Origin of the sequence: Actinoplanes sp. L3-i22 (genome assembly GCF_019704555.1) — a bacterium.
GTDB lineage: Bacteria > Actinomycetota > Actinomycetes > Mycobacteriales > Micromonosporaceae > Actinoplanes.
Genome location: NZ_AP024745.1, coordinates 178,303 through 191,962 on the forward strand (window position 1 = coordinate 178,303; position 13,660 = coordinate 191,962).

At 71.9% G+C, this 13,660-nt stretch carries 12 protein-coding genes; 9 read left to right on the plus strand and 3 right to left on the minus strand.

What is annotated here, in order from left to right:
• Positions 1–3: 3 nt before the first annotated feature.
• From L3i22_RS00845 to L3i22_RS00870, 6 genes are all read left to right on the plus strand, one after another.
• Positions 4–1,332 carry a sensor histidine kinase gene (locus L3i22_RS00845; protein WP_221325098.1) on the plus strand — a complete coding sequence of 443 codons (1,329 nt, stop codon included), beginning with the start codon at positions 4–6 and terminating at the stop codon, positions 1,330–1,332.
• Positions 1,329–2,900 (plus strand): SpoIIE family protein phosphatase, encoded by a 1,572-nt coding sequence (locus L3i22_RS00850; protein ID WP_221325099.1) that lies wholly within the window; start codon positions 1,329–1,331, stop codon positions 2,898–2,900. Before L3i22_RS00845 ends, L3i22_RS00850 begins: the two co-directional genes overlap by 4 nt.
• Before the next feature lie 739 nt (positions 2,901–3,639).
• Positions 3,640–4,176: a PadR family transcriptional regulator gene (locus tag L3i22_RS00855; protein WP_221325100.1), complete on the plus strand. Its 537-nt coding sequence runs from the start codon at positions 3,640–3,642 to the stop codon at positions 4,174–4,176.
• Positions 4,173–4,859, plus strand: coding sequence for an ABC transporter ATP-binding protein (locus tag L3i22_RS00860; protein WP_221325101.1), 687 nt, complete (start codon positions 4,173–4,175; stop codon positions 4,857–4,859). Before L3i22_RS00855 ends, L3i22_RS00860 begins: the two co-directional genes overlap by 4 nt.
• The gene (locus L3i22_RS00865; RefSeq protein ID WP_221325102.1) at positions 4,856–6,415 is read left to right on the plus strand and encodes an FtsX-like permease family protein; all 1,560 of its coding nucleotides are present in this window, start codon (positions 4,856–4,858) and stop codon (positions 6,413–6,415) included. Before L3i22_RS00860 ends, L3i22_RS00865 begins: the two co-directional genes overlap by 4 nt.
• A 127-nt stretch (positions 6,416–6,542) precedes the next feature.
• Positions 6,543–7,703 carry a WD40 repeat domain-containing protein gene (locus L3i22_RS00870; RefSeq protein ID WP_221325103.1) on the plus strand — a complete coding sequence of 387 codons (1,161 nt, stop codon included), beginning with the start codon at positions 6,543–6,545 and terminating at the stop codon, positions 7,701–7,703.
• A 61-nt stretch (positions 7,704–7,764) separates the two neighbouring features.
• Here L3i22_RS00870 and L3i22_RS00875 read toward each other — a convergent pair whose 3' ends face one another.
• Positions 7,765–8,622, minus strand: a complete 858-nt coding sequence (locus L3i22_RS00875; protein WP_221325104.1) for a CPBP family intramembrane glutamic endopeptidase — start codon at positions 8,620–8,622, stop codon at positions 7,765–7,767.
• 141 nt (positions 8,623–8,763) lie between these two features.
• Complete coding sequence (locus L3i22_RS00880) at positions 8,764–10,842, minus strand: S9 family peptidase (protein ID WP_221325105.1); 2,079 nt, start codon at positions 10,840–10,842, stop codon at positions 8,764–8,766.
• A 145-nt stretch (positions 10,843–10,987) separates the two neighbouring features.
• Between L3i22_RS00880 and L3i22_RS00885 the strand changes: the two genes are divergently transcribed.
• Positions 10,988–12,115 (plus strand): FAD-binding oxidoreductase, encoded by a 1,128-nt coding sequence (locus tag L3i22_RS00885; RefSeq protein ID WP_221325106.1) that lies wholly within the window; start codon positions 10,988–10,990, stop codon positions 12,113–12,115.
• Here L3i22_RS00885 and L3i22_RS00890 read toward each other — a convergent pair.
• The gene (locus L3i22_RS00890; RefSeq protein WP_221325107.1) at positions 12,112–12,543 is read right to left on the minus strand and encodes a MarR family winged helix-turn-helix transcriptional regulator; all 432 of its coding nucleotides are present in this window, start codon (positions 12,541–12,543) and stop codon (positions 12,112–12,114) included. The genes L3i22_RS00885 and L3i22_RS00890 overlap by 4 nt on opposite strands.
• Positions 12,544–12,613: 70 nt before the next feature.
• On the opposite strand from L3i22_RS00890, the gene L3i22_RS00895 reads away from it, so the two are divergent.
• On the plus strand, positions 12,614–13,186 hold the full coding sequence (locus L3i22_RS00895) for a YbhB/YbcL family Raf kinase inhibitor-like protein (RefSeq protein ID WP_221325108.1): 573 nt from the start codon (positions 12,614–12,616) through the stop codon (positions 13,184–13,186).
• Between the two features lie 3 nt (positions 13,187–13,189).
• Positions 13,190–13,651 carry a hypothetical protein gene (locus L3i22_RS00900; protein WP_221325109.1) on the plus strand — a complete coding sequence of 154 codons (462 nt, stop codon included), beginning with the start codon at positions 13,190–13,192 and terminating at the stop codon, positions 13,649–13,651.
• The last annotated feature ends 9 nt before the right edge of the window (positions 13,652–13,660 follow it).

A 13,660-nucleotide genomic window follows, 5' to 3' on the forward strand; every position in this document is an offset into this window, starting at 1 on the left:
CTGATGCGCACGCGCCTGCGGGTTGAGCAGGACATTTTCGCGGTGCGGCAGCTCGGCCGCGAGGTGGCCCGGGCGGTCGGTCTGGAGACGCAGGACCAGACCCGGGTGGCGACCGCGCTGAGTGAGGTCTGCCGGGTGCTGCTGGCGACCGGTCCGGAAACCGACGTCACGTTCGCGGTCGACCCGTACGGGGTACCAAGCCTTCAGGTGACAATGGCGCATTCGGCGAAGGGCGGGACATCCCGTCTGGCCGAGCAGTTGCAGCTGGTCGGCCGTCTGGTCGACACGATGGAGGTCGACGATGAGGGTGTGGGTACGACGGTCCGGATGGCACGGCGCCTACCGCTCGGCGCCCCGGTCCTGACACCGACCCGAATGGACGAGATACGCGCCGGCCTGGCCGAACACGTGCCGGGCAGCCCCCTGGACGAGCTCGCGGTGCAGAACCAGCAGCTCATCGTCGCACTGGACGAGGTGCGCGCGCAGCGTGACGACCTGGCTCGGCTGAACGCCGAGCTGGAGGAGACGAACCGCGGCGTGATGGCCCTCTACCACCAGCTCTCCGACGAGCTGGAGGAGACCAATCGCGGCGTGGTCGCGCTCTACGCCGAGCTGGACGAGAAGTCCGTGCAGCTGCGGGCGGCCAGCGAGGCGAAGAGCCGGTTCCTGGCCAACGTCAGCCACGAGCTGCGCGCCCCGGTCACCGCGATCATCGGGCTCGGGCGGCTGATCACCGACTCCTCGTCGGACGACCTCACCGAGGAGCAGAGCCGCCAGGTGGAGCTGATCCGCGGCTCGGCGACCGACCTGCTGACCCTGGTCAACGGCCTGCTCGACCTGGCCAAGGCGGAGGCCGGCCGGCTTGAGCCGAACTGGTCCGACGTCGACCTCAAGGCGATGTTCGGGCAGCTCCGGGGCACGCTCCGGCCGCTGGCGACCCGACCCGAGGTGGAGTTCGTGGTGGACGAGCCAGCGGTGCTGAGCATGCGCTCGGACGAGGTGCTGCTCGCCCAGGTGCTGCGTAACCTGCTGACCAACGCGCTGAAGTTCACCGAGGCCGGCTCGGTCCGGCTGAGCGTGCGCCGGGCCGGCGCCGAGCTCGAGTTCGTGGTCGCGGACACCGGCACCGGCATCCCACCTGAACTGCACGAACGTGTCTTCGAGGAGTTCTATCAGGTGCCCGGGAGCAAGCCGATCAGCGGCCGGGGCACCGGCCTGGGCCTGCCCTACGCGCGCCGGCTGGCCGGAATCCTGGGCGGCGGCCTGCGGGTGGACTCGGTCCCCGGCGAGGGCAGCACGTTCACCCTTCAGCTGCCGGTCGACCCGTCATGACCGAATTTGCCCGTCCGGAGCGGCCCACGAGCCCCGGGAAGGCCACTGTCCTGGTCGTCGACGACAGCGCCACCAAGCGGTACCTGCTGGTGAGCTGGCTGACCCGGGCCGGGTTCAGCGTCGTCGAGGCGGAGACCGGCGGCGAGGCGCTGCGCAAGCTGGCCGAGGACGACATCGAGGCCGACCTCGTCGTGCTGGACGTGAAGTTGCCGGACATGAGCGGTTTCGAGGTCTGCGAGAGAATCAAGACCGATTCGCGGTACGGCGTTCTCCCCGTCATCCACGTGTCCGCCCACGCCGTGGATGTGAACGACCGGACCCAGGGCCTGAACCGGGGCGCGGACGCGTACCTGGTCGAGCCGATCGAGCCGGACGAGCTGATCGCGACCGCGCAGGCGGTGCTCCGCTACTACCGGGCGCGCCAGCGGGCCGAGCTGCTCGCCGCGCGGATGGTCCGGCTGGCCGAGACCACGCTGGCGATCAACTCGGCGTCGACGCTGCCCGAGCTGCTGGAAGCGGCCGCGCTCGGGGCCGCGGACATCTTCGGCGGGCCGGTCGTGGTGGTCGCCGAGACGTCCGAGGGGGAGAGTCTGGCCGCGGCGGGGCCGCCCCCGGTCGTACGCAAATGGGCTGTTCCTCGTCACCGCGTAGCGGTGGGGTCTTTGGTGCGAACGGACGAAACGGCTGATTGGGACGTCGTCGAGTGGCCGGCGGGGGAAACCGTCGCGGTCGCCGCCGCCCGGTTGCGGGTCGACCGGCCGCCGGTCTACGTCGCGGTCTCCGGCAGCTCGCAGACGCCCGGCTTCCCGGTGCTGCGGCAGCTGTCCCAGGCGGTCGCGGCCGCGGTCGAGGCACAGCGGTCGTTCGACGAGGAGCACCGGATCGCGGTCACCCTGCAGCGCAGCCTGCTGCAGTCGCGGCTGCCCGAGGTGCCGGGCATCGAGCTGGCCGTGCGGTACGAGCCGGCCGGCGCGCAGACCGAGGTCGGCGGCGACTTCTACGAGCTGACCGTGCTGGACGGCAAGCTGCTGGTGGCGATCGGGGACGTGGCCGGGCACTCGCTGCACGCGGCCACGGTGATGGCCGAGCTGCGGCACGCGGTCCGGGCGTACGCGGTCGAGGGGCATTCGCCGGGCGCCGTGCTCGAACTGGCCAACCGGTTCATGCGGACCGTCCTGCCCACCGACTCCGCGACGTTGTGCCTGTTCACGCTGGACCCGGCGACCGGCCGGATCCGGATGGCGTCGGCCGGCCACCTGCCGCCGCTGCTGCACGTCGACGGCGAGGTGCACTACCTGAAGCCGCGTGGCGCGCTGCTCGGCCTGGACGCGCCGGCCCGCGCCGAGCAGGAGCTCGAACTGCCGCGCGGGGGCACGCTGGTGCTCTACACCGACGGGCTGATCGAGCGCCGCGACGCGGACATCGACGACGGGCTGCGGGCACTGGCCGCGTGCGCCGCCGAGGTCGAGCCGGACCTGGACGCCTTCTGCAGCCGGCTGCTCACGCAGCTCGGCGGCTCCGGCGACCAGGCCGACGACATCGCGGTGGTCGCGCTCCGCCGCATCTAGGTCCGGCGTTCCTACGCCGAGCAGCGCCGGCATGCCGTCGTCGCTGTAGCTGTGCAGTTTCGCCTGGCCGTGCCAGAGCAGCACGGTCGCCGTGCCGGCGACAGCGGTGCCGCCCTCCGCGGCGGTGGTGCTGAGCGTGATCCGGTAGAGGCCGGACGGGGCCGGCTTGCCGTCCGGCTGGTAGCCGTTCCAGCCGACCACGGCCGACCGGTCCACCGGGCCGCCGGTCACCGTCGCGACGACCGGGCCGACGCCGACCGGGGCGAAGGTCGCGCTCCACGACGCGATCGGGTGGCTCAGCTGGAAGGTCTGGTGCCAGCGGATCGTGTCGTCGGGGTACGTCCCGTCCGTGTTGGTGCTGGAGCTGACGACCGTGGCCGGGCTGCGGACGACACCGGCGTCGACCAGGTGCACGTTGTTCGCGGCGTCGGCATAGGCGACGTCGCCGCTGTACCTGTCGACGGCCCAGGTGATGTTGCGGTCGTCGGCCAGGGTGCCGTGAGCCAGGGTGCCGAGCGTGACCGCCGGCCCGGCAACGCCCCCGGTCAGGTCGTATCGCAGCAGGTCACCGCTGCCGGCGTCGTGCCGGACCAGGTAGCCGTCGCCGACCAGATACTGGGCGGCCGGCACCGGGATGTCGACGTTGCCGGTGAGACGGTGTCGCCGCCCAGGGCAATGAAGGCGCGGCGGGCAAGACCGGGCTTGACGGTGGCTATTCACTCGGTGAATAGTAGCCGCCATGTCCACCGCACACGTCCTGCTCGGGTTGCTGGCCGGCGGCCCCCGGCACGGGTATGACCTGAAACGGGCGCACGACGACCGCCTGCCGCAGGCGAAGCCGCTGGCGTACGGGCAGGTCTACGCCACGCTCGGGCGGCTGGAGCGGGACGGCATGGTCACTCAGTCCGGCCAGGATCAGGACGCCGGGCCGGAGCGGACGTCGTATCAGTTGACCGACCTCGGCCGGGAGCGGCTGGCCGGGTGGCTGACCGAGGTGGAGCCGCCCGCGCCGTACGTCGCGTCCACGCTCTTCAGCAAGGTCGTGGTCGCGCTGCTCGTCGCCGGGATCGAACAGACCACCGACTATCTGACCGCGCAGCGGGCCGCGCACGTGACCCGGATGCGTGAGCTGACCGCGATCAAGACCAGGCCCGGGGCGTCCGTCGGCGACATCGTCGCGGCGGATTACGCGATCGGGCACCTCGACGCCGACCTGCGCTGGTTGCAGACGACCATGTCGCGGGTCGCCGAGCTGCAGAAGGAAGTGACCGCATGAGCACGGCAGTTCTTACTGGCACAGGCATTACGAAGAGCTATGGGAACACGCCGGCCCTGCGCGGGGTGGACTTCACCGTCGCCGAGGGTGAGATCGTGGCGATCACCGGCCCCAGCGGCTGCGGCAAGTCCACGCTGCTGCACTGCCTGGCCGGCATCCTGCGCGCCGACGCCGGCACGATCGTCTACCGCGAGCAGGACCTCAACCTCTGGTCCGAGGCGTCCCGGTCCCGGCTGCGGCGCACCGAGTTCGGCGTGCTCTTCCAGTTCGGGCAGCTGGTGCCGGAGCTGACCGCGGCCGAGAACGTCGCGCTTCCCCTGCTTCTCGCCGGTTCGGGGCGGCGAGACGCGCGGGACGCGGCGGTCGGCTGGCTCGACCGGTTCGGCGTCGCCGACCTGGCGGACAGCCGGCCCGGCGCGATGTCCGGCGGCCAGCAGCAGCGCTGCGCGGCGGCCCGGGCCCTGGTCACCGGCCCGCGAGTGATCTTCGCGGACGAGCCGACCGGCGCGCTGGACCAGCTCAACGGCGAGCAGGTGATGGCCGCGATGGTCCAGGCGGTGCGCGAGCAGGGCAGCTCGGTGGTGCTGGTGACGCACGAGGCGCCGATCGCGGCGTACGCGGACCGGGAGATCGTCCTGCGGGACGGCGCTGTCGACCCGAGCGGGATCGGGATCTTCGGATGAGGCCGGGCACGCTGATCCGGCTCAGTCTGGCCGGCAACCGGACCGATCGGCTGCGGACCGTGCTGACCGCCGGCAGCGGGATGCTCGCGGCGCTGGCGCTGCTCTCGGCGGCGACCGTCGCGGCGATCCACGGCGGGTACTGGATGCGGGACCCGGCCGGCGGGCTGGAAGCCGGTGAGATCCTGGCGCCCGGCTCCGGGCAGTACGCGAGTCCGCTGCTCGTCGAGGCCGGGCTGCGGCCCGGGGTGATCTTCGCGCTGGCCGTGCTGGCGCTGCCGGTGCTCGCGCTCGCCGGGCAGTGCATCCGGCTCGGGGCGCCGGCCCGGGACCGGCGGCTGGCGGCGCTCCGGCTGGCCGGGGCCACGCCGGGTCAGACCGTGGTGATCGCCGGGGCGGAGACCGCGGCGGCCAGCCTGCTCGGATCGGTGATCGGGTTCGGTCTGTACCTGGTGCTGCGCGTGGCGCTCGAACGACGGAACGCGGGCGGGAAACTTCTGCTGCCTACCGACGTACTGCCGAATCCGTTGATCTTGATCTTGGCTCTTTTGCTGGTCCCGGCCCTGTCCGGGCTGATCGGGCTGCTGCTGATGCGCCGGGTGGTGGTCACGCCGCTCGGCGTCGTGCGACGGCTCCGCGAACGCGGGCCGCGACCCTGGCCCGGTGTGCTGATCGTGATCGGACTCGTGCTCTTCGCGCCGAAGACGCTGGACCTGGTGCCGCGCCACTGGCGGCCACTGGAGTGGACGTCGCTCGCGCTGATGGGCTTCGGCGTGCTGTTCGTGATGGTCGGAGTGGTCGCCGGCACCGGTTGGATCTCCTACACCACAGGGCAACTGCTGCGACGGTACGGACGTGGCGCGGTGACCCTGCTGGCCGGCGCCCGGCTGATGGCCGACCCGTGGAACGGCAGCCGCACGCTCGGGGCGATGCTCGCGGCAGTGGTGTTCGGGGCCGGCGCGCTCGGGTTCCGGGCCGATCTCGGCGGCGAGTTCGACGCCCAGGCGCGGTTCAACGCGCTCGTCGACCCGCTGGGCAGCAGTTACGGGCCGCCGGAGGACCCGGAGTTCTACTACGGGGCGGTCCGGCTGGTGATGGCGGCGGTGACGATCGCCCTGCTCATCGCGGCGGCCGGGGTGCTGGTCACCTTTGTCGAAGGGATTGTCGCGCGGCGCCGCACCTACGCCGCGATGACGGCCGGCGGCGTGCCCCGCCGTCAGCTCGGGGCGATGCTGTTCTGGGTGACCTTCGCACCGCTCGTGCCGGCCGTGCTGCTGGCGCTGCTGTCCGGCGGCGCGCTGATGCGGACCGTGCGGACCTCGGTGCGGGTGGGCGGGGGCGATCCCTACCAGGTGTGCGTCGATCCGAACGCGCCGGACTACGCGGCCTGCGCCAAGCGGACGATCGTGGATCCGCTGGTGACATGGCAGATCCCGGTGCCGGTCGGGTCGCTGGCGCTGCTCGGCGGGGGTGCGCTGCTGGCGATGCTGCTGGTGGTCGGGGTCGGGATGATGGTGCTGCGGTCAAGCACCGACCTGGAAGAGCTCCGCGCCGGCTGACCCGGTCACAGCGCCGGGATCGACGCGGGTGAGATCCTCCACGCCGCGACGACAACGGATGACCCGGGTGGATGAAACGCGGCGAATAGGTCGGAAAACGGGTTGATGCCGTAGTTACCGTGCGTAAATGACTACAGACTCTCTGGTAGGTGGCCGTCGGCGACGCGTCGGCCGGGCCGTTGCCGTGGCCGTGATCGGGCTGCTCGGACTCGCCGCCACCACCGCAGCGGGCACCGGCACCCGACCCACCCCAGAGCTCGTCGCGCAGCAGAAGGTCGTGCCCGGCGCGGCCGGGATCATCGCCGTCCGCCCGGACGGGAAGGTGTTCGCGACCGTCAGCCACGGCTCGGTCCGCCAGTGGAGCGTCACCACCGCCCGGCCGGCCGGCCCGGTGCTGGCCAGCCGCATCGGCCCGATCCGTTCCGTCGAGTACAGCCCGGACGGCACCCTGCTGGCGGTGGCCGACGGCCGTGAGGTGTCGCTGTGGGACGCCGCCGCCGGGACGCGGTCCGGATCGCCGCTGGCCGGCCACGTCGGCCCGGTGCGCTCGGTGACCTTCAGCCCGAACGGAAAGCTGGTGGCCAGCGCCGGCGCCGACGGCACCGTCCGGCTGTGGAGTGCGGCCACCGGGGACCCGGTGCGTGTGTTGACCGGGCACGTCGGGTCGGTCGGCAAGGTCGTGTTCAGCCCGGACGGCGAGACCCTCGCGACCGCCGGCGCCGACGACACCGTGCGGTTGTGGCGGACCGCCACCGGCCGGCCGATCGGGGAGCCGCTGGCCGCCCGCTCCGGCCCGGTCTACGCGGTGAGCTTCACCCCGCGCGGCGATCTCCTCGGCACCTCGGACAGCGGCAACGTGGTGCGGCTCTGGGACGCGGCCACCGCCGCCCCCTCCGGCCAGCCGATCACCGGCAACGTCGGCCCGGTCTTCGCGCTCACCTTCAGCCCGGACGGCACGCTGCTGGCCACCTCGTCCGGCGGCGACAACACGGTCCGGCTGTGGAACACCGCGACCGGCCGCCCGGCGACCGCGCCGCTCACCGGCCACACCGGGCCGGTCCGCGCGATGCGGTTCAGCCCGAACGGAAAACTGCTGGCCACCGGCAGTGACGACGAGACGGTACGACTGTGGGACACCGCCACCGGAAGCCCGGTGGGCCGGCCGCTGACCGGGCACACCAAGCCGGTCTGGGCGCTGCGTTTCGCCCTGGGCGGCACCCGGTTGATCACGGCCGGCGGGGACAGCCGGGTCCGGCTGTGGCGGGTCAACGGCCGGACCGACGACTGACCCGACATGCGTAGAAGCCGCCCCGCATCAACCGATGCGGGGCGGCTTCGTGGTTCCGGGCTCAGCGCCAGTTGCCCTGCTTGCGGGCCTTGCGGACCAGGAGGTAGGCGGCGATCCCGCCGACCAGGACGGCCCAGATGCTGGCCTCCGGGCCGAAGGCGCCGCCGCTGAAGATGTCCAGGCCGTGCGGGGTCCCGGTGAACAGGCCGCCGACGGTCGTGTCGGATCCGGAGACCGTCGCGCCGAAGATGCCCGACTCGGCGAAGTTCCAGCCCAGGTGGATGCCGATCGGCAGCCACAGGCTGCGGGTGGCGGCGTAGGCGGCGCCGGCCAGCAGGCCGCCCTCGATCGCGATGGCCACCGCGCCCCAGATGGTGGCGGCCGGGTTGAGCAGGTGCAGGCCGCCGAAGACGACCCCGGAGGTGATCAGGGCGACCAGGCTGCCCCAGCGCTCCTCGACGATGCGGAACAGCACGCCGCGGAACAGCAGTTCCTCGATGGTGGCGACGCCGAGCATCATGCCGAACGTCCCGACCATGTGCCAGAACGAGCCGCCGCCGTGCAGCCGGTAGGCGTTGGTCATGAACATCAGGGCCAGCGTGGCGCAGAACAGCCCGACGCCGATCAGGGTGCCGCGGATCAGTTGGGGGCGCAGCGTGGTCCGGCTGATCTCGGGGGTGCGGCGTTCTTCCAACCAGGAAACCAATTTGGCGTACGCGAAGAGGGCCGCCCCCATCGTGGCCACGCCCGCCAGGATGCCGGTCACCGGGTTCCGCGCGGCCGTCGTCAGCAGCGGGGTGAAGATCGCCTCGAAGGCCACGAAGACGACGAGCAGGAATGCCAGCCGGGCGCCGAGCGGACGCAGCCAGCGCGGCGGTCCGGACCGGGTGGGTACTGCCGCAGCGGTCTCGTTGCTCATCGTGTCCTCCTCTGTGAGCTGCGGGAACGTCCCGCGCCGACAGAAAGAACACTAGGGAGATCGACAGTTTTGATAGTCACCCTCGGGTGGGCAATCCGGGTCCCCCGCGCGGGGGACCCGGACGACTGCCGAGGTCGCGGATCAGGCCGCGCCCGCCGTGTCCAGGATCCAGGCCAGGACGAAGGCCTCTTCCTTCCACGAGTCGTAACGGCCGCTCGGGCCGGCGTGCCCGGCGCCCATCTCGGTCTTCAGGAGGAACTGACCCTCCGGGACCACGGCGCGCAGCCGGGCGATCCACTTGGCCGGCTCGTGGTAGAGCACGCGGGTGTCGTTGAGGCTGGTCACCGCGAGAATCTTCGAGTACGGCAGCTTCGCGACGTTCTCGTACGGGCTGTACGACTTCATGTACGCGTAGACCTCCGCCGACTCCAGCGGGTTGCCCCACTCCTCCCACTCGGTGACGGTGAGCGGCAGGGACGGGTCGAGGATCGAGGTCAGCGGGTCGACGAACGGGACCTCGGCGACGATGCCGGCGAACGACTCCGGCGCCAGGTTCGCGACCGCGCCCATCAGCAGGCCACCGGCCGAACCGCCGCGGGCGACCAGGCGGTCGGCGCTGGTCCAGCGGTTGCGGATGAGGGCCTCGGCGGCCGCGACGAAGTCGGTGAAGGTGTTCTTCTTGGCCAGCATCTTGCCGTCCTCGTACCACCGCCGGCCCATCTCGCCGCCGCCGCGGATGTGCGCGATCGCGAAGACCACACCCCGGTCGAGGAGCGAGAGACGGGCGATCGAGAAGTACGGGTCGATGCTGTGCTCGTACGACCCGTAGCCGTAGAGCACCGCCGGCGCCGAACCGTCCCGCACGACGCCCTTGCGCACCACGATCGACACCGGGATGCGGGTGCCGTCCGCGGCCGGCGCCCACTCGCGGAACTGCTCGTAGTCCGCCGGGTCGTAACCGCCCAGCACCGGCTTGCGCTTGCGCAGCGTCATCGTGCGGGTGACCAGGTCGACGTCGTAGACCGAGTCCGGGACGACCAGGGACGTGTAGGTGATCCGGACCGCGGCGGTGTCGTACTCCGGGTTGCCGCTGAGGCCGACGCTGTAGAGCGGCTCGGGGAACTCCATGTCGTACGCGTCGGTGCTGCCGTCGCACATCACCCGCAGGCCGGTCAGGCCGTCGGTGCGCAGCGAGATCACGATGTGCCGGGCGAACGCGTCGACCGACTCGAGCCGGGTGCCGGGCTGGTGCGCGACCAGCTCGACCCAGTCGCCCGGGGCGTCGACCGAGGTGTAGGCGAGCGCGAAGTCCTCGGCGTCCCGGTTGTGCAGGATCAGGAACCGGTGACCGTGGTGCTCGATCTGGTACTCCACACCCTGGCGGCGCTCGGCGATCAGCACGGGATCGCTGGTCGGGGCGTCGGCGGGGATGACCCGTACCTCGGAAGTGATCTTGCTCTGGGCGTCGATCACGATGAACTTCTCGCTGCGGGTGAGGTCGACACCGACCCAGAAACGCTCGTCGGCCTCGTGGTAGACGACCGCGTCCTCACGGGCGGGCTCGCCGACCACGTGCCGGTGCACCCGGTCGGGGCGCCAGGCCTCGTCGACCGTGATGTAGAAGAGCACGCTGCCGTCGGCCGACCAGGCGCTGCCGTAGAACGTGTCCGGCACCTCGTCGATCAGCACCTCACCGGTGCGCAAGTCCTTGATCCGCAGGGTGAAGCGCTCGTCGCCCTCGAAGTCGGTCGAGTAGGCCAGCCAGTTCCCGTCCGGGCTGACGTCGAACGTGCCGAGCGCGAAGAAATCCTTCCCCTCGGCCAGCACGTTGCCGTCGAGCAGCACCTCCTCGCCGGGGCGCTCGTCGCCCATCGGCGGGTCGGCCTCGCCCGGGCGGACCGGGACCCGGCACTGGATGCCGTACTGCTGGCCCTCCTGGGTGCGGGTGTAATACCAGAACCCGCCCTTGCGGCTGGGGACCGACAGGTCGGTCTCCTGGGTGCGGCCCTTGATCTCCTGGAACAATTTTTCGCGTAGGTCGGCGAGGTGCGCGGTGGCCGTATCGGTCCACGCGTTCTCCGCCTCCAGGTAGGCGATCGTCGCCGGATCCTCTTTGTTCATGAGCCAGGCGTATTCATCGGTGACGGTGTCGCCGTGATGAGTGCGCTCGGAGGGGTCCTGGCGGGCCGCCGGTGGGCCGGCGGGCGATTCGGTCGTCACCGGAACCACGTTACCGGTGGACCGGTGCCGGATGAGTTTGTTACTCCGCTGGACCTCGCCCATTCGAACATGTGTACGATGTGCCAGAGTGGACGATCTTCCGAGTTCGCGATCTAGCGCTCCGGTCTGATGGGGAGGCTTCGGCGTGACGGATTCCCTTCTCGATGCGCTCGTGGACATCTGTGGTCCCGGCTTCGCGCGGCAGGCGCGGTCGGTGGACCAGGTGGTCGGGCAGCGCGCCGGCTTCGTGGCGGTGCCGGCCACCGGGCCGGCCGCCGCGGCTGCGCTGCGACTCGCGGCGGAGGGCGGGCTCAGCGTCCGGGCGCGCGGTTCCGGCAGCAAAATCAGCTGGGGTACGCCCCCGGCCGGGCTGGACATCATCGTCGACACCGGCCGCCTCAACGGCATGTGGCACCACCAGGGCGCCAGCGCGACGGTGGCGGCCGGCACGCCGGTCAACGCCGTCCAGGCCGCGCTGGCGCTGCAGGGTAAGCGGCTGGCGGTGGATCCGCCGTCACCCGGCGCCACGGTCGGCGGGATGCTCGCGGTCAACGAGGCCGGCCCGCTCGCCCACCGGTTCGGCAGCCCGGCGGCCCAGACCGAGCGCGTGACGTACGCGGCGGCGGCCGGCACCGAGCTGGAGACCGACGGTGAGGACGGCCGCCCCGGGATCGCCGAGATCGACGGCGTGATCACCTCAGCGGTGCTGCGGGTCCATCCGCTGCCGTCGGCGCGCCGCTGGGTGGGCCGCTCGGTGCGGACCCCGGCCGGGGTCGCCGAGCTGGTCGAGCAGGCGGTGGCGCAGAGCCTCGAGCCGAGCGCGATCGAGGTGGACCTGCCGGGCGCGGCCGAGGGCACGGTGGCCGTGCTGCTGGAGGGCGACGCCGACGCGGTGGACGCCCGCTCGGCGAAGCTGGCTCAGGTCTGGGGCCCGGAAACCGTCCAGGTCGAGCAGGGTCCGCCCTGGTGGGGGCGGTATCCATTTCGCTCCGGGGACATCGCGGTGCGCATTTCGGTTCAGCCGGAGGGGTTGCAGGCGGTCACCTACGCGCTGCGGGATCTGTGCGGCGCGCCGGTGCCGTTGCGCGGGTCGGCCGGGCTGGGCACGGTCCACGCGGTCCTGCCGGCCGGGCTCCCGGCCCGCCGGGTGACCGACATCGTCGACGGGGTGGAGCAGGTGCTGCTGGCCCGCGGCGGCCGGGTCGTGGTGGTGTCGGCGCCGCCCGCGCTGGCCGCCGAGATCGAGATGGCCGAGCCTCGGGACCTGTTCTAGTCGTCGGCCACGCGGCGCATCAACGCGGCCGCTTCCCGGAGCACCGCGCGCTCGTCGTCGCTGAACTCGGCCAGCCGCGCGTTCATCCAGGTGTGCTGGTGGGCGCGCGCGGCGATCGCGATCCGCTCGCCCTCCGGGGTGAGCTCGATCAGCATGCGGCGGCCATCGGCGGTGTCCCGGCGGCGCTGGATCAGGCCGTCCGTGGCGAGCCGGGTGATGGTCTGGCTCATCGAGCCGGCCGTGACCCGGTCCAGGTCGCTGAGCTCGGTCAGCGTGAGCGTGCCCTGCTTGTGCAGGCTGATCAGCACGGACAGCGCGGCCTCACCCAGCTCGCCCGCGGCCCGCTCGGACCGGAACCGCCGGTAGATCCGGGCGATCGCCGTCCGCAGCTCGGCACCCAGTTCGCTGACTTCCTGCTCCCCACCCACAGTTGCTGAGTATAACTAAATAGATCTACAGTATTACTAAGCAAATTGCCCGCCGATCGGAGATCGTCCCGTGAGCCTGCTCGTCACTCTCGTCACCCCGCTCGGCCGGATGCTGCGCAACAGGCGGCCGGACGAGGCGCTCAGCGTCCGGCACGCGCCCGAGCTGGCCGCGCCGCGCGCGATCGACCTGCGGTCGGCGGCGTTCGAGGCCGGTGGCACGATCCCCGACAAGCACTGCTCGCTGGACCTCGGGCCGAACGTCGCACCCGAGCTGACCTGGAGTGGCGTCCCGGCCGGCACCGCCCAGCTGCTGTTTGTGCTGGAGGACATCGACGTGCCGATGAAGCGGCCAGCGCTGCACACGATCGCCCTGCTCCCGGCCGGCCTGACCAGCCTGGCCGAGGGCGCGATGAAGCCGGGCAACCCGGAGGTCCGCTTCGTGCCGGGCGAACGCGGCCGGGTCGGCTACTTCGGGCCGCGGCCGCTGCCCGGTCACGGCGTGCATCGGTACGGTTTCCACCTGTACGCCCTGGACCAGGCCATTCCCGCCGCCCAGGAGCTGCCCGGGTGGCCGGCCGTCCTGGCCGCGGTGCGGGGCCACGTCCTCGCCGACGGCTTCCTGGAAGGGATCAAGGAGGGCTGACCGGTGGTCGACATCAACGAACTGCTGCCCCGGGAGCGCACCCCGCGGCACTATCGCGACCTGGCCGGTGATCCGCGGATCGATCAGGAGGGTCTGCGCACGCTGGCGGTCAGCGGGTTCGCGTTCGTCCGCGTCGCCGTGGCCGAGAACCCGCGGGCGGACGCCGCGACGCTGGCCACGATCCCGATCGACGACCTGGACGTCTACACCCGCAACGGGCTGCTCGTGATCCTGGCCCGGCACCGGAACGCGGACCGGGCGCTGCTGCTCGACCTGCTGCGCCGGGCGGTGCGCCTGCTCAACGAGCCGAACCAGCGGCCCTATGCGTTCGTGCTCGCGCTGGCCGGCCGGGCGGAGTTGAGCCGGACGGAGGTGCTGACCCTGATCCGGCAGCCCAACTCGGCTCGGCGGATGAACAGCGCCGTGGTCCGCTGCCTGGACAGCCGTGACCCGGCGGCGGACTGACCACGACCC

Bases quoted from the DNA above. Each gene is read 5' to 3' on its own strand.
- L3i22_RS00875 (WP_221325104.1), bottom strand. From the start codon at position 8,622: ATGAGCAACGAGACCGCTGCGGCAGTACCCACCCGGTCCGGACCGCCG.
- L3i22_RS00850 (WP_221325099.1), top strand. From the start codon at position 1,329: ATGACCGAATTTGCCCGTCCGGAGCGGCCCACGAGCCCCGGGAAGGCC.
- L3i22_RS00860 (WP_221325101.1), top strand. From the start codon at position 4,173: ATGAGCACGGCAGTTCTTACTGGCACAGGCATTACGAAGAGCTATGGG.
- L3i22_RS00855 (WP_221325100.1), top strand. From the start codon at position 3,640: ATGTCCACCGCACACGTCCTGCTCGGGTTGCTGGCCGGCGGCCCCCGG.
- L3i22_RS00865 (WP_221325102.1), top strand. From the start codon at position 4,856: ATGAGGCCGGGCACGCTGATCCGGCTCAGTCTGGCCGGCAACCGGACC.
- L3i22_RS00870 (WP_221325103.1), top strand. From the start codon at position 6,543: ATGACTACAGACTCTCTGGTAGGTGGCCGTCGGCGACGCGTCGGCCGG.
- L3i22_RS00845 (WP_221325098.1), top strand. From the start codon at position 4: ATGCGCACGCGCCTGCGGGTTGAGCAGGACATTTTCGCGGTGCGGCAG.